Genomic DNA, 24,585 nt, shown 5'->3' with positions numbered 1-24,585 from the left:
TCATGCGCCGGGCCCTGGCGGGCTGCCTCGCGCTGTCGGTCTCGGCGCCGCCCATCGGCGTGTTCCTGACGCTGCGCCGCATGAGCCTGATGAGCGACGCCATGAGCCACGCGATCCTGCCCGGGGCCGCTATCGGCTTCCTGGTCGCCGGCCTGTCCCTTCCGGCGATGACGCTGGGCGGCCTCGTCGCCGGGCTCGCGGTCGCCCTGCTCGCCGGCGCCGTCACTCGGGCGACGGTCGTGCGGGAGGACGCCAACCTCGCGGCCTTCTACCTCATTTCCCTGGCGGCCGGCGTGCTGCTGGTCTCCCTGCGCGGCTCGCAGATCGACCTCATGCACTTCCTGTTCGGCTCGGTCCTGGCGCTGGACGACGCCGCCCTCTGGCTGCTCGGCGGCATCAGCACGCTGACCCTGCTGGCCCTCGCCCTGATCTACCGACCGCTCGTGATGGAATGCGTCGACCCGCTGTTCCTGCGGAGCGTCAGCCGCAGCGGCGGCCCGGTCCACCTCGCCTTTCTGGCGCTGGTGGTGGTCAACCTCGTGGGCGGCTTCCAGGCTCTCGGCACGCTGCTGGCCGTGGGGCTTATGCTGCTGCCGGCGGTGGCGGCCCGGTTCTGGGCGCGCGACCTGGCCGGGCTGATCCCGGTCTCGATGCTGATCGCCGCCCTGGCCAGCGTGTCGGGGCTCAGCCTGTCGTACCGGTACGACGTGCCGAGCGGGCCGGCCATCGTGCTGGCGGCCGGCGCGCTCTACGTGGCCTCGATGATGGTCGGCCCCCGCGACGGCCTGCTCCGCCGCCTCGTCCGGCCGCGCCACCTCGAAGCCTGATCAGGGCTGGTCCTTGAGGGCGGCGAGACCCTCGCGGTAGGTCGGGTAGGCGAGCGCGACGCCGAGCTCGTCGCGGATCAGCCGGTTCCGGACGCGCTTGTTCTCGCCGTAGAAGCTGCGCGCCATCGGCGACAGGTCGGCGGTCTCGAAATCGATCGCGGGCGGGAGCGGCAGGCCGGTGAGGGCCGCGGCGTGCTCGGTCACGGTCTGGGGCGCGGCCGGCTCGTCGTCGGTGACGTTGTAGATCGCTCCCGGTCGCGGCCGGTCGATCGAGGCGAGCAGCGTCGTGGCGATGTCGTCGACGTGGATGCGGTTGAAGACCTGCCCGGCCTTCACGATGCGCTGCGAGCGACCCTCGCGCAGCTTCACGATCGGGTTGCGCCCGGGTCCGTAGATGCCCGAGAGCCGGAAGATCTGGACGGCCTTGCCGGTCGCGGCGCCGAGCGCCAGCCACGCCGCCTCAGCGTCGAGGCGCACCTTGGACCGGGCGCTGCGCGGGGTCGCCGGCGTGGCCTCGTCGGTCCAGGCGCCGCCCTGGTCGCCGTAGACGCCGATGGTCGACAGGTACCCGATCCAGCGGATCCGGCTCGCCGCGACGGCGTCGGCGTAGCGGGCGAGCACCGGGTCGCCGGCCTCGCCGGGGGGCGCCGAGACCAGGAGCACGTCCGTGTCGGCGAGGTCCGCGGCGATCCGGGGATCGTCGGCCTCCGGCCCGAAGGCGCGCATGGCGAAGGACGTCTCCGCCGCGATGCGGTCGGCGGCCGCGGGGTCGGTGACGGTCGCGCGGACGGTCTCGAAGCGCGCCCGTGCCCGCGCGGCGAAGTGGCGGCCCGTGAAACCGAGCCCGAAGACGAAGAGATTCATGCGGCGGATGTCTCGTCCGTCCGCGATCCCGTCAAGCCGGTCGCGGCCCGCCACTCGTCGCGCACGTGGGCGTCCGTCTCGCGCTCGCCCTGCTGCCGACGGAGCGCGCGCACGGTCTCCGGCTCCAGCAGCCGGCCGCAGGCCCAGACCGCCATGCCGCGCACCAGCGGGGACGGGTCGCGCAGCCGCGCGACGGCCGCCTCCGCCAGCGACGGGTCACCCGAATTGCCGATCGCGATCATGACGTTGCGCAGGAAGCGGTCGCGCCCCGTACGCTTCACCGGCGTGCCGGCGAAGAAGGCGCGGAACGCCGCGTCGTCGAGTTCCGCGAGATCCGCGAGCGCCGGGGACGCCAGCTCCGCGCGCGCGGCGAGCCGGCTCTCCGCCGCGGTGCGGGCGAACTTGTTCCAGGGGCAGACGGCCAGGCAATCGTCGCAGCCGAAGACCCGGTTGCCGATCGCCGCCCGGAACGCCGCCGGGATCGGCCCGGCATGCTCGATCGTGAGGTACGAGATGCAGCGGCGGGCATCGAGCCGGTAGGGCGCCGGGAAGGCGTCGGTGGGGCAGACGTCCAGGCAGGCGCGGCAGGAACCGCAATGGTCGCGCTCCGGCGCATCGGGCTCGAACTCCGCGCTCGTGTAGATCGCGCCGAGGAGCAGCCAGTTGCCGTGCCCGCGGGAGATCAGCACCGTGTGCTTGCCCTGCCAGCCGAGGCCGGCCGCCTCCGCGAGGGTCTTCTCCATGACGGGGGCGGTGTCGCAGAACACCTTCACCCGCACGTCACCCTTGGCCGACAGGTACCCGCCCAACTCTTTCAGACGCCCCTTCAAAACCTCGTGATAATCCCGCCGCTGCGCGTAGGCGGCGACGGCACCGCGGTCGCGGCGTCCCACGAGGTCGAGGGGATCGTGCTCCGGCCGGTAGCTCATCGCCAGGACCAGGATGCTGCGCACCCCCGGCCAGAGCGCGATCGGGCTGGCCCGCTGGTCGGCCCGCTCCGCCATCCAGTCCATGGTGCCCTGCGCGCCCTCGGCGAGCCAGGCGGACAGGCGGCCCGGCAGGTCGGGGAGCCGGTCGGGACGGGTCACGCGCAGGCCGCAGAACCCGAGCGTCCGGGCCCGGGCCTCGACGAGGCGGCGCAGGTCGGCGCCGTGATAGGTCCGTCGCGCGTTCAGAAATCCAGATCCGCGTAGTGGGCGGCCGGCGCCATGCCGGGCACACGGTCGGCGAGCAGGGCGCGGAACGAGGGCCGCGACTTGACCCGGGCGTACCAGTTCCGCGCCATCTCGTCCTCGTCCCAGGGCACGTCGCCCAGGTAGTCGACGCAGGAGAGATGGGCCGCCGCCGCGAGATCCGCATAGGTCAGGTTGTCGCCGGCGATCCAGCGCCGCCGCGCGATCAGGTAGCCGATGTATTTGAGGTGGTAGCGCACGTTGGAGCGCGCCGCGCGGATCGCGTTCATGTCGGGCGGGCCGCCGCCCTCGTTGGCCGACATGAAGCGCTTCGAGATCTTCTCGTTCACGAGGTAGGCGGTCACCTCGGACTCGAACTTCACCAGGAACCAGTCGAGCAGCCGCCGGACCTCGACGCGCTCGACCGTGTCCTCCGGCAGCATCCGCCGGCCGGAGAGGCCGAGGCCGCGGGTCTCGTCGAGGTACTCGGCGATGACGCCCGCACCGGGGACCACGAGCCCGTTCTGCTCCAGCAGCACGGGCGTGACGCCCGCCGGGTTGATCAGCAGGAAGTCGTCGCGCCGTTCCCAGGGCCGTTCTTCGAACAGCGTCGGCTCCATGCCCATCTCGGCGAGCACGAGACGGATGAATCGGGAATTCGCGCAGAAGGGGAAATGGTAGAGGGTCGCCATCGAGGCCGTGCGGGACGTTCGGTCTGCCAGCGCGGCCGGTCCCGCGCTCGTCGTGGGTCCTGATGCGCAGGTCTTCGGCGCGCAGGACTTCGGACCGAGCGTTATTGCCCGACCGTTGCCGAGCCCTTAACACGCGCGGCCCGGCCCGGTAACTGCCCGTCAACCCTGATCGGCGAAGCCTCGGGTACAACCATTTCGCGTGGCAGGCGGCGGCCCGACGGGGGCCGCCGCGCGCGCGGCATCAAGGCGTCGCGATGGATCCCGCAAGCATCGGCAAGGCAGTGCTGCTCGCCCTGGTGGAGGGGGCGACCGAGTTCATCCCGGTCTCCTCCACCGGCCACCAGCTGCTGGTGGGGCACTTCATCGGCTTCCACTCGCCCAACAACACCTTCGAGGTGCTGATCCAGCTCGGCGCCATCCTGGCGATCCTGCTGGTGTATTTCCGCCGCCTCCTCGGGATCGCCACCGCCCTCCCGTCCGATCCGAAGGCCCGTCGCTTCGTGCTCGGCATCCTGGTGGCGTTCCTGCCGGCGGCGATCATCGGCGGTCTCTTCTCGAAGCTGATCAAGGCCTACCTGTTCAACCCGTGGATCGTCTGCGCGACCCTCGTGGCCGGCGGCCTGGTTCTCCTCGTCATCGACGACACCGACCTCGAGGTGAAGAAGACCGACGTCTACGACTTCACGCTGCCGATGGACCTGAAGATCGGCATCTTCCAGTGCCTGGCGATGATCCCCGGCGTCTCGCGCTCGGGCGCCACGATCGTGGGCGCGATGCTGATGGGCGCCGACAAGCGCTCGGCTACCGAGTTCTCGTTCTACCTCGCGATGCCGACCATGGCGGGCGCCTTCGCCAAGGACCTGCTCGACAACTACAAGTACCTTTCGGGCAACGATGTCGGCCTGATCGTGATCGGCTTCATCGTGTCGTTCGTCTCGGCGCTGTTCGTGGTGCGGTTTCTCCTCGACTACGTCTCCCGCCACGGCTTCTGGCTGTTCGCGTGGTGGCGGATCATCGTCGGCGCCCTCGGCTTCGCCGGCCTGATCATCCTCGGCTGACGCGAGGGCGCCGCGCCCCGGTACACCCGACGGCCCATCCGCCTCGCCGGCGGCGCCCCGGCGCGACGATCCGGATTGACGGGCGCTCCTCGCTTCGCCTCGGCCGCCGCCCTCAAAAATCGGTGATCGGCGGCTTGAGCTTTCCTCAACCATCGGGCGATTGCCAGCGGCGGGGCGGCGTGCGAGGCAAACGCATGAAAGCGGTGCAGAAGACGCCGCGCCCTGGGACGTACCGATGGAAGACAGACCGCTCGCCGACCTCTTCGAGCCCGCGGACCGAGCCCGCTGGCTCGGCCTCGTCGAAGGCGTCCTGAAGGGGGCCGATTTCGATAAGCGGCTGGTGTCGCGCACGGCCGACGGCCTGCGGATCGAACCCCTCTACGGACTGGCCGAGCCGGCGGCGCAGCCGGTGCGCGAGCCCGGGCCCTGGCGGATCGCCCAGCGGGTCGACCATCCCGACCTCAACACCGCCAACGCGCAGGCGCTCACCGACCTCGAAGGCGGGGCCGATGCCCTCGTGCTCGCCTTCGCGGGCGCGCCGGGCGCCCGCGGCTACGGTCTGACGGCGGCGAGCGTCGAGGAGCTCGACGCCGCGCTGAAGGGCGTGATGCTGCCGCTGATCGCCCTGCGGATCGACGCCGGGGGCCGCGGCCTGGAGGTGGCCCGGCTGGTCAAGGCGCTGGCGGAGCGCCGCGGCGAGGATCTCTCGACCTACGATCTGGATCTCGGGCTCGATCCCGTGGGCGTCCTGGCGGCCACCGGCAGCCTCGGGGCCGTCTGGACGGACATCGCCCCCCGCCTCGCCGAGACCGTGGCCGAGCTGGAGGCCGCGGGTTTCCGCGGCCGAGCCTTCCTGGCCGACGGCCGGCCCTACCACGAGGGCGGCGCGGGCGAAGCGGCGGAGCTCGGTGCTGTGCTCGCCACCGCCGTCGCCTACCTGCGCGCCCTGGAGGCCTCCGGTCACGATCTCGCGAGCGCCCGCGACCGCGTGGCGATGCTGCTGGCGGCCGATGCCGACGAGTTCGTCACCGTCGCCAAGTTCCGCGCCGTGCGGCGCCTCTGGGCGCGGGTGGAGCAGGCCTGCGGCCTGGACCCGAAGCCGCTGCGGCTCCACGCCGAGACGGCGTGGCGGATGATGACCAAGCGCGATCCGTTCGTGAACATCCTCCGCACAGGCATGGCGGCGGCCTCGGCCGGCATGGGCGGCGCCGACAGCGTCGCGGTCCTGCCCTACACGCAGGCGCTCGGCCTGCCCGACGCCTTCGCCCGGCGCGTGGCGCGCAACAGCCAGATCGTGCTCATCGAGGAGTCGCATCTCGCGCGCGTCAGCGACCCCGCCGCGGGCGCCGGCGGTTTCGAGGCCCTGACGGCCGAGCTCGCCGACGCGGGCTGGGCGGCGTTCCAGGCGATCGAGGCCGAGGGCGGCATCGTGGCCTCGCTCAGCGTCGGCAAGCTCCAGCGGCGGATCGAGGTGACCCGCGAGGCCCGCGCCAAGGCGGTGGCGACCCGCCGCGAGCCGCTCACGGGTGCGAGCGAGTTCCCGAACCTCCCCGAGAAGCAGGTCACGGTTCTCGACGTGCCGCCCGTGGCGGCGGGGCGCGGCTCCAACTTCGGTGCGGGTTCCGCGGTCGCCTGCGACGCGCTGCCGTCCCAGCGCCTCGCGGAGCCCTACGAGGCCCTCCGGGACGCCTCGGACGCCTTCCTCGCCAAGACCGGGCGCAGACCGGTCGTGTTCCTGGCCAATCTCGGCCCGGTGGCGGCCTTCAACGCCCGGGCGAGCTTCGCGGCCAACGCCTTCGCGGCCGGCGGACTCGAGTCCCTCTCGAACGAGGGCTTCCCCGACGCCGAGTCGGCGGCGGCGGCGTTCCGGGAGTCCGGCGCCAGCCTCGCCTGCATCTGCTCCACCGACGGGATCTACGCCGAGCGCGCGGTCGAGACGGCGAAGGCGCTCGCCGAGGCCGGCGCCGGACCGGTCTACCTCGCCGGGAAGCCGACGGACCTGGCCGAGCCGCTGAAGCAGGCGGGCGTGGCCGCCTTCCTGCATGTCGGCTGCGACCTGCTCGCCCTCCTCAACGCGGCGCTCCGCGCGGCCATGCGGACACCGGCGCCGCAGACGTCGCGCTGACGGGGCGCCGGTCCCTCCGAAGCCCTCGGCCCCCCGGACTCGCATGACGCCCCGCCTCGCCGTCGCCCTGCTCCTCGTCGGCACGCTGCCCGCCGCGGCCGCCCCGCGCCCGGCCGCCCAGCCCGACCGGTTCGACGGCACGTGGAGCGTCGAGATCATCACCGAGGCGGGGACCTGCGACCGCGCCTATCGCTACCCGGTGCGGATCGAGCGCGGGCGGGCCCGCTTCATCGGGACCGCCTTCACGGTCGAGGGCGGCGTCGCCCGGAACGGCGCGATCCGCGGCACGATCTCGAACGGCGCCGCGACCGCCGACGTGCGGGGGCGGCTGGGCTCGGACGGGTTCGGTGCCGGAACCTGGGTCGCGTCCGGAGCCCTCGCCTGCCGGGGACACTGGAACGCGGAGCGGCGCGGCTGAGCCCGGCTGTGGCCGTCGCGAAACAGCCCGGATCTTGCCCGGAATCGGGCGTCCGGACCGAGCCGCCAGCCCCGATCCCGACGCAATCATGAGCGAGAGCTGAACACGGTTCGGACACCCGACGAGGCCGCCCGTATGAAGACTTCGATCCTCGCCACCTTCGCCGTCCTCGCGCTCGTCTCGGCTGCCGAGGCGCGGCCTCACCGGCACCCGGCCGCCCCGAAGGTGAACGCCGCCGAGGCCGAGAAGGTGCTGGGGCCGCTGCGGCAGGCCGCCACCGCGTGCTTCGCCGAGACGGTGCTGTCGAACCCGAAGGCCACCGCCGAGGCGCGCGCCGGCCGCTGGTACGAGGCCGTCGGCATCACCGGCTTCCTCTGCCGCCCGGAGGTCGCCGCGATGATCCAGGCCCACGATAGCCTCTACGGCGCGAAGACCGGCGAGCGCTACTTCAAGGGTGCCTACGTCAAGCACCTGGACCAGCAGCTCGCCGAGCGCCTCCAGCCGATGTTCGCGCGCAAGGCCGTCGCCAGCGCCGAGCCGCCGGTCGAGAAGGCCTCGGCCGAGGAGCCGGCCGAGAACAACTGAGCGGGAACCGACCGGGCCCGCCGCGCCTTCCCCGACCCGGAGGCGGCGATGCCCTACGAACTCCATTACTGGCCGATGATCCAGGGGCGCGGCGAGTTCGTCCGCCTCGCGCTTGAGGAAGCCGGCGCCGACTACGTCGACGTGGCCCGCCAAGACGACGATTCGGGCGGTATCGGACCGATGCTCGACCGCCTGTCCGACCCGGCCGATCCGCGGCCGCCCCTGGCTCCGCCCTTCCTGCGCGACGGCGACGTCGTCGTCGGGCAGAGCGCCGCGATCCTGCTCTATCTGGGGCCGCGCCTCGGCCTCGTGGGCGCTTCGGAGAGCGACCGGATCTGGACCCACCAGCTCCAGCTCACCGTCGCGGACGCGGTCGACGAGGCGCACGACACCCACCATCCCGTCGGCGTCGGCCTGTACTACGCGGATCAGAAGCCCGAGGCGCTGCGCCGGGCGGCCGAGTTCCGGGACGAGCGCATCCCGAAATACCTCGGCTATTTCGAGCGCGTGCTGGCGGCGAACGGCGGCGGCCGGCTCGTCGGCGCGAATCTCTGCTACGCCGACCTGTCGCTGTTCCAGCTCGTCGACGGCCTGCTCTACGCCTTCCCCAGGGCTACCACCGCGGCCCTTCGGAGGACGCCGCAGGTGGCGGCGCTCCACGAGACCGTGGCGCGCCGCCCGCGGCTCGCCGCCTACCTCGCCAGCGAGCGCCGGATCCCGTTCAACGAGGACGGCATCTTCCGCCGCTATCCCGAACTGGATCCCTGAGGCGCGCGCCGGGGCTCACCGACGCGGGCCGGCGACCAGGATCGCCGCGAGCGCCAGCGCGATGAGCCCGAGCACCAGCGACAGCAGGCGCCAGAACAGCAGCGGGTCGCGCTCCAGAAGCGACGCCCGCCGGCCGTCCGTGAAGGCCGGGTTGGGGTGGCGCAGGTCGTGGACGAAGGCCGACAGGGCCGTGTAGCGCCGTTCCGGATCGGGATGCACGGCCCTGCGCAGCGCTTCGTCGACCCAGACGGGCAGCAGCGGGCGTACGGTGAGCGCCGACGCGTAGCGCAGCCGCCGCTGCGCCGCGCGCGTCCGCGCCCGGGGCACCGCGTCGCCGTAGGGCAGCCGCCCCGTCAGCATCTGGTAGGTGATCACGCCGACCGCGAAGACGTCCGACCGGACGGTCGCCGGGGCGCCGAGGAAGCACTCGGGCGCCGTGTACTGCACCGTGCCCAGGATCTCCGACGGGTCGATCCGCGGGTCGCCCTCGACCACGCCGGCGACCTGCGTCGCGCCGAAATCGATGACCTGGACGGTCCCCGCCGCGTCGATCAGGACGTTGTCGGGCCGCAGGTCCTGGTGGACCATCTCCCGCCGGTGGAAGGCCTGCACGCCCCGGGCGAGTTGCTCGACGAGCGCCCGCACCGCCTCCAGTTCTGGCGCCGCGTGGTCGCGCATCCACTGGGTCAGCGTCTGGCCCTCGACGTAGCGCATCACCGTGTAGAGGTGGCTGCGCTGGCCGGCCCGGGAATGGGCCTTGAGCACGTGAGGACTGTCGATCCGGCGCGCGATCCACTCCTCCATCACGAAGCGCTTCCGATGCGCCGGGTCGTCCCGCAGGTCGAGGGACAGCACCTTCAGGGCGACCTGGGCGCCGGTCTCGGCGTCCACCGCGAGGTAGACGCGGCTGCGCGGACCGGAGTGCAGGATCCGCAGCAGCCGGAAGCCGTCGAGCTCCGCGGGCGGATCGAGCAGCGGCGCCGGGTCCAGCCCCTCGGCCTCGCCGAGCAGGTCCGCCGGCTCGCCGGCCGGCACCGTCTCGACCCGCACGATCTGGATCGTCAGGTTGTCCGGGCTGCCGGCCGCCAGGGCCATCTCCACGATCGCCCGCGCGGCGGCGTCCAGGGTCTCGGCCGCCGCGATCGCCGCCACGATGTCGCGGGGCCGGACATGCTCGTGCACGCCGTCGGTCGTCAGCACGAAGGTGTCGCCCGCCGCGATGCCGACGGCGTGGTAGTCGATCTCCAGGCGGGCCTGCGCCCCGAGCGCCCGGCCGAGATAGGATTCCGCGGGGGAGACCACCACGCGGTGGTCCTCGGTGAGCTGCTCGAGGGACCTGCCGGAGACGCGCCAGATCCGGCCATCACCGACGTGGAAGAGGTGGGCCGCGCGCGATTTCAGCACGAGGGCGTCGAAGGTCGTGACGTGACCCCGGTCGAGGTCGTTCGGGTCGGCGCCGCGCCGGGTCTCGGCGAAGAGCCAGGAATTGGTCGCCGCGATCACGCGCTGCGCCGAGGTCTTCACCGACCACGTGTCGGGCGTGGCGTAGTAGTCGCTGAGGAAGCTCTTGACCGCGGTCTCGCTCGCCGCGGCCCCGGCGGCGCTGCTGCTGATCCCGTCGGCGAGGGCCACCGCGATGCCCTTCAGGCCGAGGGCCGGCTGGACCGGGACCAGGGCGCCGTTGAAGTCCTGGTTGGCCGCCTTGCGGCCGGCGCTGCTGTGCTGGCCGATCGTGACCGTCAGGTCGGCCGGACCGTCCGAGACGGCACTCACGCGGCGGCCGCCGCGCCGTCGCCGCGGCCCCGGTACGACAGGGCCTCCGCGAGGTGGAGCCGGCGGACCTGGGCCTCGCCGTCGAGATCGGCGAGGGTCCGGGCGACGCGCAGCGTCCGGTGGAAGCCGCGGGCGGAGAGGCGCATGCTCTCGGCCGCCTGACGGATCAGCGCCGTCCCGTCGGCGTCGGGGCTCGCGACGTCCGAGATCAGCGTCGCCGGACAGGTCGCGTTGGTGGTGGAATCCGGCAGACCGCGCGCGGCGTAGCGCGCGCCCTGGAGGGCGCGGGCGGCCGACACGCGCGCGGCCGCCTCGCGGGAGCCCTCGGCCGGCGCCGGCAGGATCAGGTCGGCGGCCGTGACCGCCGGCACCTCGACGCGCAGGTCGATGCGGTCGAGCAACGGTCCGGAGATCCGCGCCTGGTACTGCGCCATGCAGCGCGCGTTCGGCCCGCGCCGGCAGGCGTAGCCCGGTTCGAGTCCCTGGCCGCAGCGGCACGGGTTCATCGCCGCGACCAGCTGGAAGCGCGCCGGGTAGGTGACCCGGTGGTTGGCCCGGGCGATCATCACCGCCCCGGTTTCCATCGGCTGGCGCAGGCTGTCGAGCACCTGCGGGGCGAATTCGGGCAGCTCGTCCAGGAACAGCACCCCGCCATGGGCGAGGGAGACCTCCCCGGGCCGGGCGCCGAGCCCGCCACCCACAAGCGCCGCCATCGAGGCGGAATGGTGCGGCTGCCGGAACGGGCGGCGGCTGGAGAGGGCGCCGCCCTTCAGCGCGCCCGCCACCGACTGGATCATGGAGATGTCGAGCAGCTCGCGCGGCGTGAGCGGCGGCAGGATCGACGGCAGACGGGCCGCGAGCATGGATTTGCCCGAGCCCGGCGGACCGTTCATCAGCATGTTGGTGGCGTGAAGACCCATGCCGAGCTTCTCCTCAGCGGCAGCGCTGTAGGCGTGAGGAACAAAGATACTCGCCTACCGCCGCTGAGGTGTCAGGCCGACGGGCTACCCGAACATCGACGGCTGATCCGGGTCGATTACCCGATAGCCGCGGAGGTTCGCATCCTTCACGGTCACGCCGCTTTCGAGCGCGAGAGCGACGCCTTTGACGTAAACGTCGAGCAGCGCGTCGACATCATCAACTCCGTAGATCTGCCGCTCGCGGCCACTGTACACCCTGAGGAATCGCCGACCCTCTGCCGCTTCACCCGCGTCCAGATACTCGAAATCGGCTTCAGAAAAATCGTCCCGGGCGAAGGTCGCCAGGGCGATAGAGCACGCCACGTCAACCTGCGGCCCGACAGGACGACTGGTCTTCCGGAAGCCGGGCAGAACAACGGAGGCGGCGCCACTGGCGACACGAAGGAGCGGCGCCTTCAAGCCGATATACACCGTCCTGCCGTGCGCCCTACCAACCGGAACCGCCGTGTACCCGATCCTGTAACAGGTCGATGGGTTCGCGACGGCGTAAGGGCCCACGCAGTCGATAGCCTGAACATTGTACGGCCGACCAACGGGTTGCCCAGTTGTCAGGCATCTCATCTTCGCGTCAGCGAGGCTGAGGCGCCCCTGAAACATCTCGTAGAGGCACTTAATGGCGGGATCGTAGTTGAATGAGCCACCACGCTTCTTCACGTATTCCGTCAAAAGCCAGTCGGCGATCTGCTCAGGTTTGCGGTTCAGCGGATCGAAAGCGAACGCCCGACCAACGTCGAGGTTGTTGAGGAGCAAGAAACTGGACACGCAGGCACTCCGCGCTCGGCAATTTTAGGACAACGCAAAGCGCTGCCGTAGGCTCCGAAAGTGCGCTCGAATTTCTTCATTTTTTATTCGGAGGGCCAGCCGTCCTACTGGCTCAGGAGAATTCCAGAGCACATCCCACGGCGAACCAGTTTCGTGGGTGAAGTCCGAAAGCTGCCACGCATCATAAATGTGATAGGCGTCGAAAATGCCCTCGATAAATTTTTTGTCCTCTGAAGAGAGGTCGGGTTCAACTTCAACAATTTCTCCAGTGGTCAGGATTAACTTTGTCGCTCGCGATGTAATAAATTCTTTTCTAAAATTTTTGAACGCATCTCTGACGACTTTGACGACTGGTCCGTGGGTCCAGGCCTCAAACTCCTGCGCGCACAGAGGACGCTCATTGATCGCTAAGTACCAACCATGAGCAAAATAGACGATTTTCAAGACTGACATTTGTGTCAGTTGTACGCCACGACTATCTGCCAGATCGAGCAGGAAATTGGCGATCGCCCGCGCATCATAAGGTGGCGACTTTTGCATGTCCCATTTTCATCCAAACTGCTAAGCTTCCGTAAGCGCTGGGCTTATCCACAACTATCCCGCGCAAGGCGGGCGGCAACCGCACCACAATTGTTCCTCTTTCGTTCCATTGTCCAGCCGGCGACTGGCAGCGAGGCGAATTCACGTCACCTGTTCGCGCTGGTCGGCGCGTTCCAGCACACGCTGAACCTGTTTGGTCCTGCAGTCGCCGCCGCGATCCGTATGGATCTTGGTGCCTAGATGGCCCTGCACTTCCCTTTTGAAGCGGTGCGGTGCTGTAGGCTACCAACGAGGAGGTCGCGGCTCAGCCCTGCCGACATGCGCTCGTACGCCACCTGATGGGCCTTTCGTGAGCCGTTCCACGAACTGGCCTAGTGAGGCCGCCCAAAGGCCCGGCTACCGCCGCCAGGAGCGGACATGTCGTCCTGAGACGCCTTCCTCGCCCGGATTGCGGCCAGGAAGCGGCCAGGAAGCGGCCGCGCTGAAACGCGACGGCGCCGCCGACAACCAGGTTTTTGAAAATAGTGGAGAACCACGTTTGCGGCCGACTTGCGCGAATGCAAACGGCCCTCGACCGCTTGCGCAACCCTGTGCCTCTCATGCACGGTGGGTGCACGGGCCTTGTACATCGGCCCCCCTGACCCGAGAGACGAGGGCAGCGCAAAGCGCCACCCCCGTCCCCCTCGGGGAGCCAGGAAGCGCGTTCGGGGCGGTCGGCCGACCAAGCAAGGCCGCCTCGACGCCACTTCCGCGAGCAGCATGCAGAGTGGGTCGCCGAGAACGCAAGCGGCAGGCCCACTTATCCCCGTTGTATCCACCGGCTGAGCACCTTTGGACACGGAACGCATGTTCCTGTGGAGAGAGCGATTTTCGCCCCTTACGGCGCTTGCAGTGCGTACATGTAGAGGTTGAACGCCTCGCGGTCGCGCGCGTCCGCCATGTTGACGTCGGCGTTGTCGATCTCGATGCGCCGGCCGGCCTCGAGCTGAGCGGTCCGGATCAAAGGTTGAAATTCCGTTACCAGGTAAGCCCGCGTTAGCGGGTTCGGGGCGACAGTTGGGCATCACCCTCACGGGATGCCTCATGCCGGACCCTCAGACCCTCTACGCCGTCGCCGCCGTCATCACGGCTCTGTCGCCCGTCGCCATCGCCGCCATTTTGGAGACCGGCCGCCTTGTGCGAAGCCGCCGGCGGCCTACCACGCCTCCGTCCGACCCGCCGGACCCGTGAGGTCTCCGATCCGACAGGGCATCTAGAATGGGACATGACGGCGGTGAGAGCTGTATCGTTGCCGCCTTGTTCTCGCCGAGGTAAGCGTCTCTTAACCGCGGCCGGTCAAGTCGACTGGGCAGGAGCCCATGTTCCATTCTCTCCCCACTCTCCAGTCGCTCCGTGTCCTTGCGGAGAGCAATCGTCCCGGCGCGATCGTGCTGGCCGAGCACGTTGTCGATCAGCACGCAGCGATGTTCGATAACCCTGGCGACCGTCTCACTGCGCTTGATGCGCTGGCCCGCGATCTGATCCGTATGGGACGGGTGAATGTGGATCTCCAGCCGTTCCTGCGGCAGGTGGACGACTACATCGAACTCATCCAGGGCTGGCCCAAGGTGGCCTAGAAGGCGGGCCTACGGCCCCGTGCCGAACCGCTCGGTGTAGGTGACATTCAGGGCCGCGAGCCGCCCCTGCATCTCCAAGATCTTCACCCGCTGTCGTCGCGCGACGTCCCGCATGGCCTTGGCCGCAGGTTTCCTGTCGAGCAGATCGGCGGACCTCACCAGCCCGTCAGCAGTCGCGTTCAAGGTTGTAATGCTGGTGCAAAGAGCGACCATCCGCCCGTGCATCGCCTGGCGCAGATCCTCACTCACCGCGCCGAGCTCCAGGGCTGCGCCGGTTCTCCGGCCCTGAGAGGAACAAGGTGGCGTGTTGCTCACGTAGGGCAGCAAGCTGGCCCCGTAGCTCCATCGCTTTCACCCGCGTGCGAGCTGCGGTGTCCCGTATAGCTTCGGCGCCTCGCTGATGTTCAGCCAGGGCAACCGCCGCTTCCACGAGCGCATCCGCTGTCGCCTCGGTCCTGATGATGTCGCCGGTCAGGACGTCCATCAGGTCCAGCATGATCTTACGCAGATCCTCGCTGATGCCGCTCGCGCCTCGACCCGCTGAACTTGCACGGGACTCCACATCCCGCCGCGCGCGGTCGGGATGCCACGAGCGTTCAGGGCGTCCGCGACGGCCTGGAGCGTGAAGGCGCCGGCCTCGCGTATCTCGGCGATGACGGGGAGGAGATCAGCCGCCCGGCTGTTGGCCTTGGCCTGTCGGACCTGCGCGCCCTTGGCCTTGGCCTCCGCCGACAGGACCGCACCCCGGTCTCCCCCGAGCTTCACGCCACGGGCCTTTGCAGCGGCCAGCGCCGCCTTGGTGCGAGCGGAGATCGCGCGGCGCTCCTCATCCGCGACAAGGGCCATGATCCCGACCGTGAGCCGGTTGGCGTGCGGGTTGTCGGTGGCGACGAACTCGATGCCGGCTTTCTCCAGGCCGAGCAGGAAGTGCGCGTCACGACTGAGCCGGTCGAACTTCGCGATGAGCAGCTTGGCGCCGTAAATCCGGCAGGCCTGGATAGCGCGCTGGAGCTGCGGGCGGTTCACGTCCGACTTGCCGCTCTCGACCTCGACGAACTCGCCGCAGACTGTCCAGGCACCCCCGTTGAGGTAGGTCTCGACCGCCGCGCGCTGCGCCTCCAGGCCAAGGCCGCTGTCGCCCTGCCGCTTGGTGCTGACCCGCAAGTAAGTGACGAACTTGCCCTGGGCCATGACCGCCTCGCGCATTACGTCTTAGTCGACGTTCGATGACTGTTTTGTAAAGCGGCTCGCTGCCCCTTGGCAAGCTCCTTCCGGCCCCCGTGCGAGGAAATCGCGCCCGGCCACAACCTGGACCCTTCATGGAAACTATCGACCGCTGGGGGCCATGGGCCGCCGGCCTCTCCGACTGCGAACGTCTCGCACGCCTCCGCACGTTGCGGACGATCGTCCACCTGTTGCTGGGCCCGCGCGGCGATGTGCTGGAGCGGGCGATCCGGTGCGTGGAGGAGAGCGCCGTCGATCTCGACCTCCTACCCGCAGCCCTGAGCCGGCTCCCGTCCCTGGACTACCGGAAGGTGCTCGCGAGCTACGCCGCCATCGCCCGACCGGCACAGCCCTGCGGGACGCCGGCATGATCGGTCACCCTGTTCTGACGGCCCTCGCGGACCTCGACGTGCTCACCCCTGCCGACCTGGAATTCATCCGGCAGCATGGGCGCTCCTATCGTGGCATCCTCCTGCCAGACGAGATCGAGCCGTGGCCGCGCCACCGCTGTCTGGACGCTGCCGACGCCCTGGAGGACGAGGGCTGGGGCAGGTACGTGCGAGGGTTCGCCCTGAGGCCCGGTTCCCGTGCGCCCCTCATGCACGCTTGGACCAGCCGCGACCGCGCGACCGCGATCGACGCGGTTTGGTCCGACCAGCCGAGCTGCCGGTACTGGGGTCTCGACCGGGAGCATGAAGCCGAGTTGGAGCGCCTGACGGAGATCGTCAACCGCGCGATCGAGGGGCGATCCCGGCCGGCTTGGTACGGCGCCGTGTTCGGGGGCTTGCGCTAAGCGCTGTCGGCGTCGGCTGTCGCCCGGCCTGAGCGGCTGTCGCGGAGATCCAGGAAGGCGCCGATCGTCTCCACCATGTCGGCGGCGGCGTTGGCCATGGCCGTGTCGCCGTTGGCCTCCGCGATCACGCCCAGCGCGAACGCCTCCTCAAGCGCGAGCCTGAAGCGCTCCGAGATCTCGGGGCCAAGCTCCTCAAGTCGCGCTTCGGCGCGCGTGAGAAACCCATCGTCACCAGCCACGCCCTGCCCCGCTCCTCCGTGTTCCCTGAGCTTAGATCATGCCGGGGGTCGGCGAGCAAGAAGAAAATCAAGTAACAATCAATACGATGTGTAGGTTTCGAGTTTTTTATTGGCACACCCCGTGGCCTTGGGGAAACGCCTATACAAATTCCACCTATAAAAGGCCCTTTTTATAAAAAACAACAAGAAGAAACCACAATGCCATTCGGCTTCACGCCCATCTTCCGCATCGAGCAAGAGGGCATCGACATCTCGGATCGGTTCAACGACCGACTAATCGCCATCGATGTAAGACATTCTGCCGGAGGTGGCGACTCCGACACGGTAGAGATCACCCTCGATGACAGAGATTGGAAAATCGCAAAACCAACCGTAGGTCGAAAGCTCGAAATTTATCTTGGATACAAGGAAGTTGGTCTCGCGCAACAGAACGTCTACGAGATTAAACGCGTTGAATTTTCCGGCCCTCCACGTTCGATCAAAATCACTGGCACCTCAGTCGAGATGATCGGCGGCCTGAAAGAGCCCAAGGTGCGGGAATTCGAGGGCAAGACCCTCGGGGAGATCGTCGAGGCCCTCGCGGCCTCTGGGGGCGTGAAGGCCCTTGTCGAGCAAGGTCTGGGCGAGAAGTTGGTCCCGTTCCTGAACCAGGCGGGACAGTCCAGCCTGCACGTCCTGCAAGAGCTGGAGCGGCGCTACGGGGCGATCTCCAAGTTCGAGAATGGCCGGCTGATCTTCATCCCCCGTGACAAGAACGAGACCGTCTCGGGCTTCACCTTGCCGACCTTGCTCCTAAGGCCGGAACACCTCGCGAAGTGGTCCGTCTGGCACGACAAGAGGGGCGATTTCTCGAGCGCGAGGGCCGCCTATGTTGATCCGAACACGCACCAGCCGGTCTGGATCGAGGAGGAAAACCCCCGGCCGGTCACGGACGAAGAGGGCAACGTCGCACGCTTCCCCTACCGCTTTGCGCAGCCTTTCCAAACCGAAGTGGAGGCCAGGGCGGCGGTGTCCGGCATGATCCATCGCCTGAACCGCTCCCTGGGCGAGATCAACGTCACCCTGTCCAAGGGCGATCCGTGGATCCGAGGCAATCAGCTCACCTTGATCGGTGGCATGCGCGAGGGGATCAACGGCTCGTACACGACCGAGGTAGTCGAACACAGCTACAGGAAGGATCGCGGTCTTCTCACGACCATCCTGGGCAAGCCGACCGGCGGTCCCGACCCTTACCCGAACGGGGCCGACACAGACGCGCAGGTGCTGATGGCACCTCAAGTCGGCCAGACCCTTGGTCGGAAGCTCGACGACGACAAGGCGTATGGGCCGCTGGCGACACGGGGAGCGACCGCTCCCACGTCTCCCTCGACGCCGCCTCCGAGCACGCCAGACCCCAACCTACCGTAGCGCCCGGCCGGGTCTCGTGGCCTGCCACAGCTCCGCTTGCAGCTCTGCGCTTGCTCGACCATCTCACTGTAACGTTACGAACGAATGGTGAACGCAGTGGCGATGACGAACGCGGAGCGGCAGGCCCAGTACAGGGCTCGCCTGAAGGTGAAGGGGTCGGCCGGCGTCGAGCTGGGCGCGGAGATCGTGGCCTTCAGGGAGGTGTGCGCGCGGAAGGTGGCGGAGATCGCCGCTCAGGGGAACGAGGCGGCCTTCGACCTGTCGGACCTACTCGCGGCCATCCTCGACGGTGACGAGGCTGCGAGGGGCCTCCAGGGTCCCTTGCTGGCACGGGCATTGGGCCTGCCGTCTGACCCCTGGCCGCACCTAACCGGCAACTCCCTGCGGATCATGATTGGAGGGAGGATCGAAGAGGCTGAGCGCCTGGGCTTCCCGGTCGGACTAGACGGGGGTGAGGTGGACTTCGTCACCAAGCTACGTGCGGACCGCCACCTCGATTGGCTGGTCCAGGATGATAGGGCGGAGGCGGCGTAGAACCTGCCGATCCGCCGATAAATCCCTATAAAAGGCACGCTCAGGACAGCAAAAAATGGTCGATTGGCAATAAGTCATTGCCAGTACACGACTTTTATTCCCGCTTTTTCAAGAAATTAAATAGGGCTCCCAGTCGAAAGACGGGTGCCTGTCCAAACATGAAGAAGCCCCAGTCGCCTCGTCCGGGAAGAGGTGGCGACCAGGGCTTTTTGGAGCAGTCGAGAGAGATGGAACATACATCAGGACCGCCCGGCGATCAAGTAGACCGGCCCCAAAACGACAGCTTCATCGATGTCGAAAACCGGCTCAGGGTGAAACGATACGAGGTGGAGGATCAGCGTCGATCGAGCCGCAACTTCCCGCGCCAACGTGTCGGCGCCCTGAGCAAGATCGTCCGACACCGGCACGAGGGTCCATGCGAGACCGACGACGGCGAGACCTACTTCGATCTCGTCGCGCCCTTCCTCGTGCAGGCCAGCGCGATCGAGGGCGGCGATCCGGTCGCCTACGTCATGGGCTGGGCGCAGCAGTTCGTGCCGGCCCTCGTGCGCGAGATCGGTCCGGCCGGGATCGAGGCGCGCGTGAGCGCCATGGTCCGGCAGCATGAGGAGGCCCGTCGATCCGGCGCTCGCTGGGCGCCCGGCATGAAGGCGATCGTCTCGGCTCTCCGCCTCACCCTAGAGGAGGTGCGCGCGGTCGGTCTCCGGGGGTTCGGTTCGGTCAACCCGCCCTCCGCCGACGACGTGAAGGCCCGCAAGCGGAACCGCGCCACTGAGGTTCGGCGCGAGAGGGGCATGACCGCCCAATCCGACCGGACGCGGACCAAATGCGACGACGCTATCGCCGCTGCAATCGGCCTGAAATCCCGGCGCATGATCCAGAAATGGAGGAAGGATCAGATCCTCGACGCCAAGCTCGCGCCCTTCATCGAGGCCGGCATCCTGGATTACGCAAAACTGTGTCCCCCATCCTCTGGGGAACATGGACGACACACTTTTGCGAACTGCGAGCCTGCCATGAACGACAACGCCCAACTCGCCCGTTCCGCGTGACCGGCGATCGTCGCGGAGATCGAGACCGTCTCAGTGGTGGTATTGGGAGCCGGAGGCGACAGGGACCTTTCCGGCAGCGCAGTGCTGGGAGGATCATCACGACCAGATGATGGTGGTGGTGCGAGCGGAGCGAGAAAGACGGTTCCGGGAGCTCGACGTAGACGGTGACGCGCGCGAGGCCTGAGACGTGGACCCGGCGGAGGCGTTTACGTCGCCTTCGGCTCCCACCATGACCACGAGCTGACCCGGCCGGACCGCCTCGACCTCGACCGGCTGCTCAGCGGTGGCATTTCTGCGCTACGCGCCACCATCATCAGCACATCCAATGCCGGACCAAGCATAGCCGTAGCACAAAGCACGCCTGTGCGACGATGTGTCATTAAAGATCATTTGACACTGGAGCCCGATTAGTGTAAGAAATGGGTATCCTGCAAATTCTATATCTGAGCTGAACCGCTCAGGTTCCCGCCGGTCTGAGACCGGCCCGACGCCGTGCGGATCGCGGCCGTTCGCCTGTGCGAGCGCCTTCAGGGGCCGGCCTTTCCGCAGGGCGCCGCCCCGCCAATCCCTCCCGAGACCAAGATGAACCAGACCCCGACAGGGGGCCGCATGGTCGGTTTCATACCGTCCAGCGACCTCCGAAAGGCGCTTGAGCGCGCCTCGGCTCGCAATCGCGAGACCATCTCCACCTACATCCGCCGCACACTGGGGGAGGCCCTGACAACCGGCGGCCTGCTCAAGCCCGGCGCGCCGATCTCGAACCTCGACGCCCGCCGGCAGGCCTCAGGAGACGCCCTGTGAGCGAACCGACCTCATACCGCGACCTAATCGAGGCTCACGTCGCCGCCGCCGGTCTCGCGCCGACCGAAGAGCAGATCCAGGCCGCAGACGCGCTTCTACTGGGGCGCATCATCACCTTCTCCACCGGCATCACGATGGTGGATGGTGAACTCGCAAGCCCGGACAAGGCCGTCGCCCACGCCTGCGGATGGTTCCCTAAGGCCCTGACGCCGCCCGCTCCGCCGGCTCCCGTCGCCCAGCCAGAACCGCCCCCGCCGCCTGCTCCGCCGTCGCGCTGGACAGGTCTCACAGCCGCCGCGCTCGCCCGCACGGCCACCAACGGCGCCACCACGGCGAAGGCCGCGCATGAGGGCGAACAGGTCGAACACGCGCGCCGGCTCGCAGCCGGTCCAAACCCCTTCCGTGCCGGTGGAAATCAGACTCACCGGGCCATCATCCGCAAGTATCTGCCGGAAATTGCAGATAATCTAAAAGTACAGGCAGGATAATGTTTTCGAGTAACTGGAGACAACGCGAGCAGAACGGCAAGGATAGACTGGCCGACGAGCAAGAGAAGCGGAACGATCCCAAGTTCAAAACGCGGGAGCAGCAACTCCGGGAGCTATCGGCTCGGCAAGATGCCCTGATCCAGGCGGAGCGCGAACAGGCCCGCATCGCGGCCGATGGTCCACTCCAGCCTGTCGCCGAGCTGTTCCGAGAGAAATTCGGGGGCGATCTACCGGAGGTAGTTGAAGTCCTGAGCAAGCCCCGAGGCGCTGAGAAGTTGGCGAGGATACTGCGGGGATCCGTTCAGGAGATCATCACGGCTCGCCGACAAGCGGCGGAGGCCGCGCGGATCGAGGCTGGCAAGGCTCAGATCGAGATCGACGGCGCCCGGCGCTTGGCGACCCAAGAGCAGGCTGAGGCCAAGCGCAAAGCCAAGGCTGAGACTGCGGAGGCGGAGGCGTGAGCGCCCCCGACCTCCCGCCCTTCGACTGGCGCGAGATCGTTCGACCGGGCGAGGTGGTGTTCGGAACCCGGCACCTCGACGCGGACGCCCTCGACCGGCCCACCGGCTTGGCGCTGGCAAACCTGCCGCCCGGCCCGCTCGCGGCGTTCGTGGTCGCGCATGGTGCGATCCGCTGGGCCCTCGACGGCGAGCTGGCGACCCCGGACCACTTCGGCACCCTCGCCCCCGCCGGAAGCGCTCTGGACGTTTTTGACGCTCATGGCCTGCGGATCGTCGCGGTGGAGCCCGGTGCCACAGCGACGGTCACGCTGAAGCGAGGCGCGAGAAGCGAATAGGAAGGCCGCAGACGGGCGAGAGGCGTTCCCGGCTACGTCCGGCGCCTTCAGCCTATTGATGACCGTTCCCGACTCGTTCTGGCGATCCTAGGGGCTGTCCGCCTTCGGAGCATCGCCGGCAGGCACAAACGGCAAGGCGAGAAAGCGCTGAACAGAGCGCTCGACCGAGAGCGGATGCGAGATGACGGCGAAATGCGCCTCTTCGGTCATCGGAGTTGAGAAAGCGGGCAGCTCCTCGGTCAGTTTCCTAGCCGCGACCTGCCACTCCTCCGGCGCGCGCGTGTGGTCGTCGCGCTCGTCATACTTGATGATCGTCTCGCTGTTGTCCTTCCACCTGAAGATCAGGAAGCCCGTCCCGTATTGCACCGTTACAGACGACAGACTTTGCCGCAGCAGTACGTTCACCCGCTGGCGATCGGGTGCGTAGGCGGCAAGAAGGCCGCGAAGCTCGTCGAACCTGCGGGAGACCGCAGCTTGGTCCGAGACCGCCCTCGCGCGCAGCAGCTCAAGCTCGCGGCCCCGGAAGACCTCAACGGCCTTCTCTTCAGTCACAAGTGCGATGCTCAGGGCTGAGGAGGTTGCCCCTTCCGCGATGGCCCGGACGAGGTTGTCCCGCCGCGCCTCCGCCTTCTGGATTGCCTCCCGCACCTTTTCCAGGGGGTCACCTAGGCCCCCATACGGACCGTCGAAGCTCCGGACTTGAAAAAGCCAATCCGCATCGACTCGGATTGCGCCCTCGACGTGATCCAGTCGGACGGCACGATACCGACACCCTCCGCCGGCCTTCGCCTTCGTGCAAACCAGCGATGGGTGCCCGGCCTTGGCCTTTGACCCTTTCGAGACCCGCGTCATTGTCGCCCCGCACATTGGGCAACGGGCCAGCCCGGCGAGCATGTTTCTGATTTCGGCGGTCGCGTGTCGGCCGCGCTGGGGGTTAATCGACGAAGTCCGAAGGGCGCGAACCGTTTCCCGCGTCTCGTCATCGACGATGATCGGAAAGTGGCCCTCGACCGGCGCTTGGCGCGTCCGCACCTTCCGACCTTCTACATGCTCTTGGGTGTAGGGCTGGAGCACGCCCCCTACCGCAGGGTTGTCCAAAATTTTGATGATCGAGGTTCGGTGCCAATGCGCGGCGAGCCGAGATCCGTTGCCGAATGGCTGGACGCCATCCCGGTTGAGCGCGGCCGTGATCGCGTGCTCGCCAGATCCTTCGGCTGCCATCGCGAAGATCCGGCGCACTACAGCCGCACGATCCTCGCGCACCCGCCACGTTCGATCGGGCGTCAGCTCCAGCCAAGCCGGCGCGCGAGCCGTGAGCGGTCGTGAACCGGCGGTGTCGCGCTTGTTCGCCCATGCCGCCTTCAGACGCCTCGACTTCGTCGCGCTCTCCTCGTTCGATCGGATGAAGATCATCAGCGCGAGCATCAGCGACATGGGATCGTCGTCGATCCCATCAGCCGTATAGGCCTTGCCATCGCTGAGCGTGACGACGGTAATCCCCGCTTCGACGATGTTCTCCAATGCCCGCAGCGCCTTCCTAGCTGCCTGCCGGGAGATGCGGTCCAAGCTCTCCACCAAAAGGTAGGAGCCCTGCGGCACGGTACCGACCTTCACGGCCTCCAGGAACTCGCCCAGGCGGCCGGTTTCGGCATTCCTTCCACGGAAGGCCGATACGCCAAGATCCGCGAAGGTCAGCTTTTGGTCGAGGTCGAGACCATGGCGAAGGGCGTAGTCCCTGGCCAACGCCGTCTGACGGCGCGAGCTGTCACCCTTGGCCTGCTCAGGCGTCGAGAACCGCAGATACGAGTACGCCTTCGGCATGGCCGACCTCCAAAGGCGGCAATGCCACGTAGGTCTCTAAGACGTCAACATGAGCAGGTTGTGGCCGCCGGCCGCCGCGATCTCGAGGGCGCGCTTGGCACCCTCCTGCCCCCGGATGTCGGCGAGGTCCGGAAGCGGCCCGGTCGGCGCGGCGACGGCGGGCTCCGGCCGCGCCATGACCTGGCTGCCCTTGAAGTGGTTGGCGAGCTGGATCAGCGAGCGCGGCGCGAGCACGTCGAGGTCGCCCCCGGCCCAGGCCGCCTCCGGCCCGGTGGCGGCCGGGCAGATGAGCCCGAGCCCCCGGGCACCGGCCGCCACGGCGGCCGGCAGCACGCCGCTGACCGCCGTGATGCTGCCGTCGAGGGCGAGTTCGCCGAGGACGCAGTAGCCGGCGAGCGCGTCGGCCGGGATCGCGCCGATCGCCGCCATGACGCCCAGCGCGATCGGCAGGTCGAAGTGCGAGCCTTCCTTGGGAAGATCCGCCGGAGCGAGATTCACCGTGATGCGCTTGGCGGGCAGTGCCAGTCCGGAGGCGATCAGCGCGCCGCGGACCCGCTCGCGCGATTCCGCCACCGCCTTGTCGGGCAGACCGACGACGGTGAAGACCACGGAGCCCGGGACGATCTGGACCTGCACGTCCACCGCCCGCGCCTCGATGCCCTCGAAGGCCACGGTGGCGACGCGGGTGACCATCGGTGCCAAGTCCTCGCCGCCGCGTTCCGGTACGGCCCAGATGTGCGGCAGATCCGGGAGCGGCTCAAGGGCATCGCCGCCATGGAACTCCGCTGCCGCCGGCCTGTTCACAGCCGGACACAATGGCCGGATCGGAGACAGCCATGCGCCTGACCACGACCCTTCTCGCCCTGACCCTGATCGCCGGCAGCAGCCTCGCCGCCCGCGCCGACGAGAAGCTCCCGCCGGACCAGCAGGCGAAGGTCGAAGCCATGCTCAAGCAGGAGGGCTTCACCAAGTGGAAGGAGATCGAACTCGACGACGGCATGATCGAGGTCGACGACGCGATCGACGCGAGCGGCAAGCAGTTCGACCTGAAGCTCGATCCGAAGACCCTGGCGATCGTCAAGCGCAAGGCCGAGTAGGCGGCGCCGAGAGGCAGCGCTTGCGTTCAGAGCGAGGCCCGGCCATATAGCCGGCGGGGGGTTGGCGAGGGACGTTTCACTCGCCAACCGGGTCAGGTCCGGAAGGAAGCAGCCCTAACGAGACCGAGCGGGTCTTCGTCCAGCCTCCCACCT

The 24,585-nt window shown here is 68.4% G+C and carries 29 protein-coding genes, 1 other RNA gene and 2 pseudogenes; 18 read left to right on the top strand and 14 right to left on the bottom strand.

The window, feature by feature from the left end:
- The first annotated feature begins 2 nt into the window (after positions 1-2).
- A complete protein-coding gene (locus ACTJK8_RS19485; protein ID WP_043074057.1) occupies positions 3-827 on the top strand; it encodes a metal ABC transporter permease in 825 nt (274 codons plus the stop codon).
- On the opposite strand, the gene ACTJK8_RS19480 is transcribed toward ACTJK8_RS19485, so the two are convergent.
- From ACTJK8_RS19480 to ACTJK8_RS19470, 3 genes are read right to left on the bottom strand one after another with little or no spacing between them, the layout of a single operon-like run.
- Positions 828-1,691, bottom strand: a complete 864-nt coding sequence (locus tag ACTJK8_RS19480) for an SDR family oxidoreductase (RefSeq protein ID WP_063111281.1) — start codon at positions 1,689-1,691, stop codon at positions 828-830.
- Positions 1,688-2,833 (bottom strand): tRNA epoxyqueuosine(34) reductase QueG, encoded by a 1,146-nt coding sequence (gene queG, locus ACTJK8_RS19475; RefSeq protein WP_209650944.1) that lies wholly within the window; start codon positions 2,831-2,833, stop codon positions 1,688-1,690. Before queG ends, ACTJK8_RS19480 begins: the two co-directional genes overlap by 4 nt.
- A 29-nt stretch (positions 2,834-2,862) precedes the next feature.
- On the bottom strand, positions 2,863-3,555 hold the full coding sequence (locus ACTJK8_RS19470; RefSeq protein ID WP_012320080.1) for a glutathione S-transferase family protein: 693 nt from the start codon (positions 3,553-3,555) through the stop codon (positions 2,863-2,865).
- A gap of 254 nt (positions 3,556-3,809) precedes the next feature.
- Here ACTJK8_RS19470 and ACTJK8_RS19465 point away from each other — a divergent pair, with 254 nt between their 5' ends.
- The 5 genes from ACTJK8_RS19465 (at position 3,810) to ACTJK8_RS19445 (ending at position 8,509) form a co-directional block, all read left to right on the top strand.
- Positions 3,810-4,613 (top strand): undecaprenyl-diphosphate phosphatase, encoded by an 804-nt coding sequence (locus ACTJK8_RS19465; protein ID WP_012320081.1) that lies wholly within the window; start codon positions 3,810-3,812, stop codon positions 4,611-4,613.
- Between the two features lie 235 nt (positions 4,614-4,848).
- Complete coding sequence (locus ACTJK8_RS19460; RefSeq protein WP_440762387.1) at positions 4,849-6,738, top strand: methylmalonyl-CoA mutase family protein; 1,890 nt, start codon at positions 4,849-4,851, stop codon at positions 6,736-6,738.
- 43 nt (positions 6,739-6,781) lie between these two features.
- Positions 6,782-7,156, top strand: coding sequence for a hypothetical protein (locus tag ACTJK8_RS19455; protein ID WP_012320083.1), 375 nt, complete (start codon positions 6,782-6,784; stop codon positions 7,154-7,156).
- Between the two features lie 135 nt (positions 7,157-7,291).
- Positions 7,292-7,741 (top strand): hypothetical protein, encoded by a 450-nt coding sequence (locus ACTJK8_RS19450; RefSeq protein WP_012320084.1) that lies wholly within the window; start codon positions 7,292-7,294, stop codon positions 7,739-7,741.
- 48 nt (positions 7,742-7,789) lie between these two features.
- On the top strand, positions 7,790-8,509 hold the full coding sequence (locus tag ACTJK8_RS19445) for a glutathione S-transferase (RefSeq protein ID WP_440762386.1): 720 nt from the start codon (positions 7,790-7,792) through the stop codon (positions 8,507-8,509).
- Between the two features lie 15 nt (positions 8,510-8,524).
- Here the strand turns inward: ACTJK8_RS19445 and ACTJK8_RS19440 are convergent, their stop codons facing one another.
- From ACTJK8_RS19440 to ACTJK8_RS19420, 5 genes and pseudogenes are all read right to left on the bottom strand, one after another.
- Positions 8,525-10,282, bottom strand: coding sequence for a bifunctional serine/threonine-protein phosphatase/kinase (locus ACTJK8_RS19440; RefSeq protein ID WP_024829503.1), 1,758 nt, complete (start codon positions 10,280-10,282; stop codon positions 8,525-8,527).
- A pseudogene (locus ACTJK8_RS19435) lies at positions 10,279-11,184 on the bottom strand (YifB family Mg chelatase-like AAA ATPase); the annotation flags it as partial. The pseudogene ACTJK8_RS19435 and the gene ACTJK8_RS19440, both read right to left, overlap by 4 nt.
- Before the next feature lie 102 nt (positions 11,185-11,286).
- A complete protein-coding gene (locus tag ACTJK8_RS19430) occupies positions 11,287-12,024 on the bottom strand; it encodes a hypothetical protein (protein ID WP_440762385.1) in 738 nt (245 codons plus the stop codon).
- A 24-nt stretch (positions 12,025-12,048) separates the two neighbouring features.
- Positions 12,049-12,564, bottom strand: a complete 516-nt coding sequence (locus ACTJK8_RS19425) for a Panacea domain-containing protein (RefSeq protein WP_440762384.1) — start codon at positions 12,562-12,564, stop codon at positions 12,049-12,051.
- A gap of 877 nt (positions 12,565-13,441) precedes the next feature.
- The gene (locus ACTJK8_RS19420; RefSeq protein WP_440762383.1) at positions 13,442-13,567 is read right to left on the bottom strand and encodes a hypothetical protein; all 126 of its coding nucleotides are present in this window, start codon (positions 13,565-13,567) and stop codon (positions 13,442-13,444) included.
- 355 nt (positions 13,568-13,922) lie between these two features.
- On the opposite strand from ACTJK8_RS19420, the gene ACTJK8_RS19415 reads away from it, so the two are divergent.
- Positions 13,923-14,180 (top strand): hypothetical protein, encoded by a 258-nt coding sequence (locus tag ACTJK8_RS19415; RefSeq protein WP_440762382.1) that lies wholly within the window; start codon positions 13,923-13,925, stop codon positions 14,178-14,180.
- A gap of 9 nt (positions 14,181-14,189) precedes the next feature.
- Here the strand turns inward: ACTJK8_RS19415 and ACTJK8_RS19410 are convergent, their stop codons facing one another.
- From ACTJK8_RS19410 to ACTJK8_RS19400, 3 genes are read right to left on the bottom strand one after another with little or no spacing between them, the layout of a single operon-like run.
- A complete protein-coding gene (locus ACTJK8_RS19410) occupies positions 14,190-14,429 on the bottom strand; it encodes a hypothetical protein (RefSeq protein WP_440762381.1) in 240 nt (79 codons plus the stop codon).
- A complete protein-coding gene (locus ACTJK8_RS19405; protein WP_440762380.1) occupies positions 14,422-14,676 on the bottom strand; it encodes a hypothetical protein in 255 nt (84 codons plus the stop codon). The genes ACTJK8_RS19410 and ACTJK8_RS19405 overlap by 8 nt, the downstream gene beginning before the upstream one ends.
- A complete protein-coding gene (locus ACTJK8_RS19400; RefSeq protein WP_440762379.1) occupies positions 14,664-15,371 on the bottom strand; it encodes a recombinase family protein in 708 nt (235 codons plus the stop codon). The genes ACTJK8_RS19405 and ACTJK8_RS19400 overlap by 13 nt, the downstream gene beginning before the upstream one ends.
- Positions 15,372-15,499: 128 nt before the next feature.
- Between ACTJK8_RS19400 and ACTJK8_RS19395 the strand changes: the two genes are divergently transcribed.
- Together ACTJK8_RS19395 and ACTJK8_RS19390 are read left to right on the top strand one after the other, a co-directional pair.
- On the top strand, positions 15,500-15,775 hold the full coding sequence (locus ACTJK8_RS19395; RefSeq protein ID WP_440762378.1) for a hypothetical protein: 276 nt from the start codon (positions 15,500-15,502) through the stop codon (positions 15,773-15,775).
- Positions 15,772-16,197, top strand: coding sequence for a hypothetical protein (locus tag ACTJK8_RS19390; RefSeq protein WP_440762377.1), 426 nt, complete (start codon positions 15,772-15,774; stop codon positions 16,195-16,197). Before ACTJK8_RS19395 ends, ACTJK8_RS19390 begins: the two co-directional genes overlap by 4 nt.
- On the opposite strand, the gene ACTJK8_RS19385 is transcribed toward ACTJK8_RS19390, so the two are convergent.
- Positions 16,194-16,436 (bottom strand): hypothetical protein, encoded by a 243-nt coding sequence (locus ACTJK8_RS19385; RefSeq protein ID WP_440762376.1) that lies wholly within the window; start codon positions 16,434-16,436, stop codon positions 16,194-16,196. The genes ACTJK8_RS19390 and ACTJK8_RS19385 overlap by 4 nt on opposite strands.
- Positions 16,437-16,634: 198 nt before the next feature.
- Here ACTJK8_RS19385 and ACTJK8_RS19380 point away from each other — a divergent pair, with 198 nt between their 5' ends.
- From ACTJK8_RS19380 to ACTJK8_RS19350, 7 genes are all read left to right on the top strand, one after another.
- The gene (locus tag ACTJK8_RS19380) at positions 16,635-17,843 is read left to right on the top strand and encodes a hypothetical protein (protein ID WP_440762375.1); all 1,209 of its coding nucleotides are present in this window, start codon (positions 16,635-16,637) and stop codon (positions 17,841-17,843) included.
- Positions 17,844-17,930: 87 nt separating this feature from the next.
- The gene (locus ACTJK8_RS19375) at positions 17,931-18,377 is read left to right on the top strand and encodes a hypothetical protein (protein WP_440762374.1); all 447 of its coding nucleotides are present in this window, start codon (positions 17,931-17,933) and stop codon (positions 18,375-18,377) included.
- A gap of 158 nt (positions 18,378-18,535) precedes the next feature.
- Positions 18,536-19,429 (top strand): hypothetical protein, encoded by an 894-nt coding sequence (locus ACTJK8_RS19370; protein WP_440762373.1) that lies wholly within the window; start codon positions 18,536-18,538, stop codon positions 19,427-19,429.
- A gap of 582 nt (positions 19,430-20,011) precedes the next feature.
- Positions 20,012-20,230 carry a hypothetical protein gene (locus ACTJK8_RS19365; RefSeq protein WP_440762372.1) on the top strand — a complete coding sequence of 73 codons (219 nt, stop codon included), beginning with the start codon at positions 20,012-20,014 and terminating at the stop codon, positions 20,228-20,230.
- Positions 20,227-20,718 (top strand): hypothetical protein, encoded by a 492-nt coding sequence (locus ACTJK8_RS19360; protein ID WP_440762371.1) that lies wholly within the window; start codon positions 20,227-20,229, stop codon positions 20,716-20,718. The genes ACTJK8_RS19365 and ACTJK8_RS19360 overlap by 4 nt, the downstream gene beginning before the upstream one ends.
- The gene (locus tag ACTJK8_RS19355) at positions 20,718-21,179 is read left to right on the top strand and encodes a hypothetical protein (protein WP_440762370.1); all 462 of its coding nucleotides are present in this window, start codon (positions 20,718-20,720) and stop codon (positions 21,177-21,179) included. Before ACTJK8_RS19360 ends, ACTJK8_RS19355 begins: the two co-directional genes overlap by 1 nt.
- Positions 21,176-21,514 carry a hypothetical protein gene (locus tag ACTJK8_RS19350; RefSeq protein ID WP_440762369.1) on the top strand — a complete coding sequence of 113 codons (339 nt, stop codon included), beginning with the start codon at positions 21,176-21,178 and terminating at the stop codon, positions 21,512-21,514. Before ACTJK8_RS19355 ends, ACTJK8_RS19350 begins: the two co-directional genes overlap by 4 nt.
- A gap of 87 nt (positions 21,515-21,601) precedes the next feature.
- On the opposite strand, the gene ACTJK8_RS19345 is transcribed toward ACTJK8_RS19350, so the two are convergent.
- Both ACTJK8_RS19345 and ACTJK8_RS19340 read right to left on the bottom strand, forming a co-directional pair.
- Positions 21,602-23,335, bottom strand: coding sequence for a recombinase family protein (locus ACTJK8_RS19345; protein ID WP_440762368.1), 1,734 nt, complete (start codon positions 23,333-23,335; stop codon positions 21,602-21,604).
- A 48-nt stretch (positions 23,336-23,383) separates the two neighbouring features.
- A pseudogene (locus ACTJK8_RS19340) lies at positions 23,384-24,028 on the bottom strand (magnesium chelatase domain-containing protein); the annotation flags it as partial.
- Positions 24,029-24,171: 143 nt separating this feature from the next.
- Here ACTJK8_RS19340 and ACTJK8_RS19335 point away from each other — a divergent pair.
- Positions 24,172-24,432, top strand: coding sequence for a PepSY domain-containing protein (locus ACTJK8_RS19335; protein WP_012320088.1), 261 nt, complete (start codon positions 24,172-24,174; stop codon positions 24,430-24,432).
- A gap of 54 nt (positions 24,433-24,486) precedes the next feature.
- An RNA gene (gene ffs, locus ACTJK8_RS19330) (signal recognition particle sRNA small type) lies at positions 24,487-24,585 on the top strand.

The organism is Methylobacterium sp. 22177, assembly GCF_052045615.1.
Lineage (GTDB): Bacteria > Pseudomonadota > Alphaproteobacteria > Rhizobiales > Beijerinckiaceae > Methylobacterium > Methylobacterium radiotolerans.
Note: the sequence above shows the minus strand (reverse complement) of the source record. Positions and strands in the feature narration are given on the sequence as shown.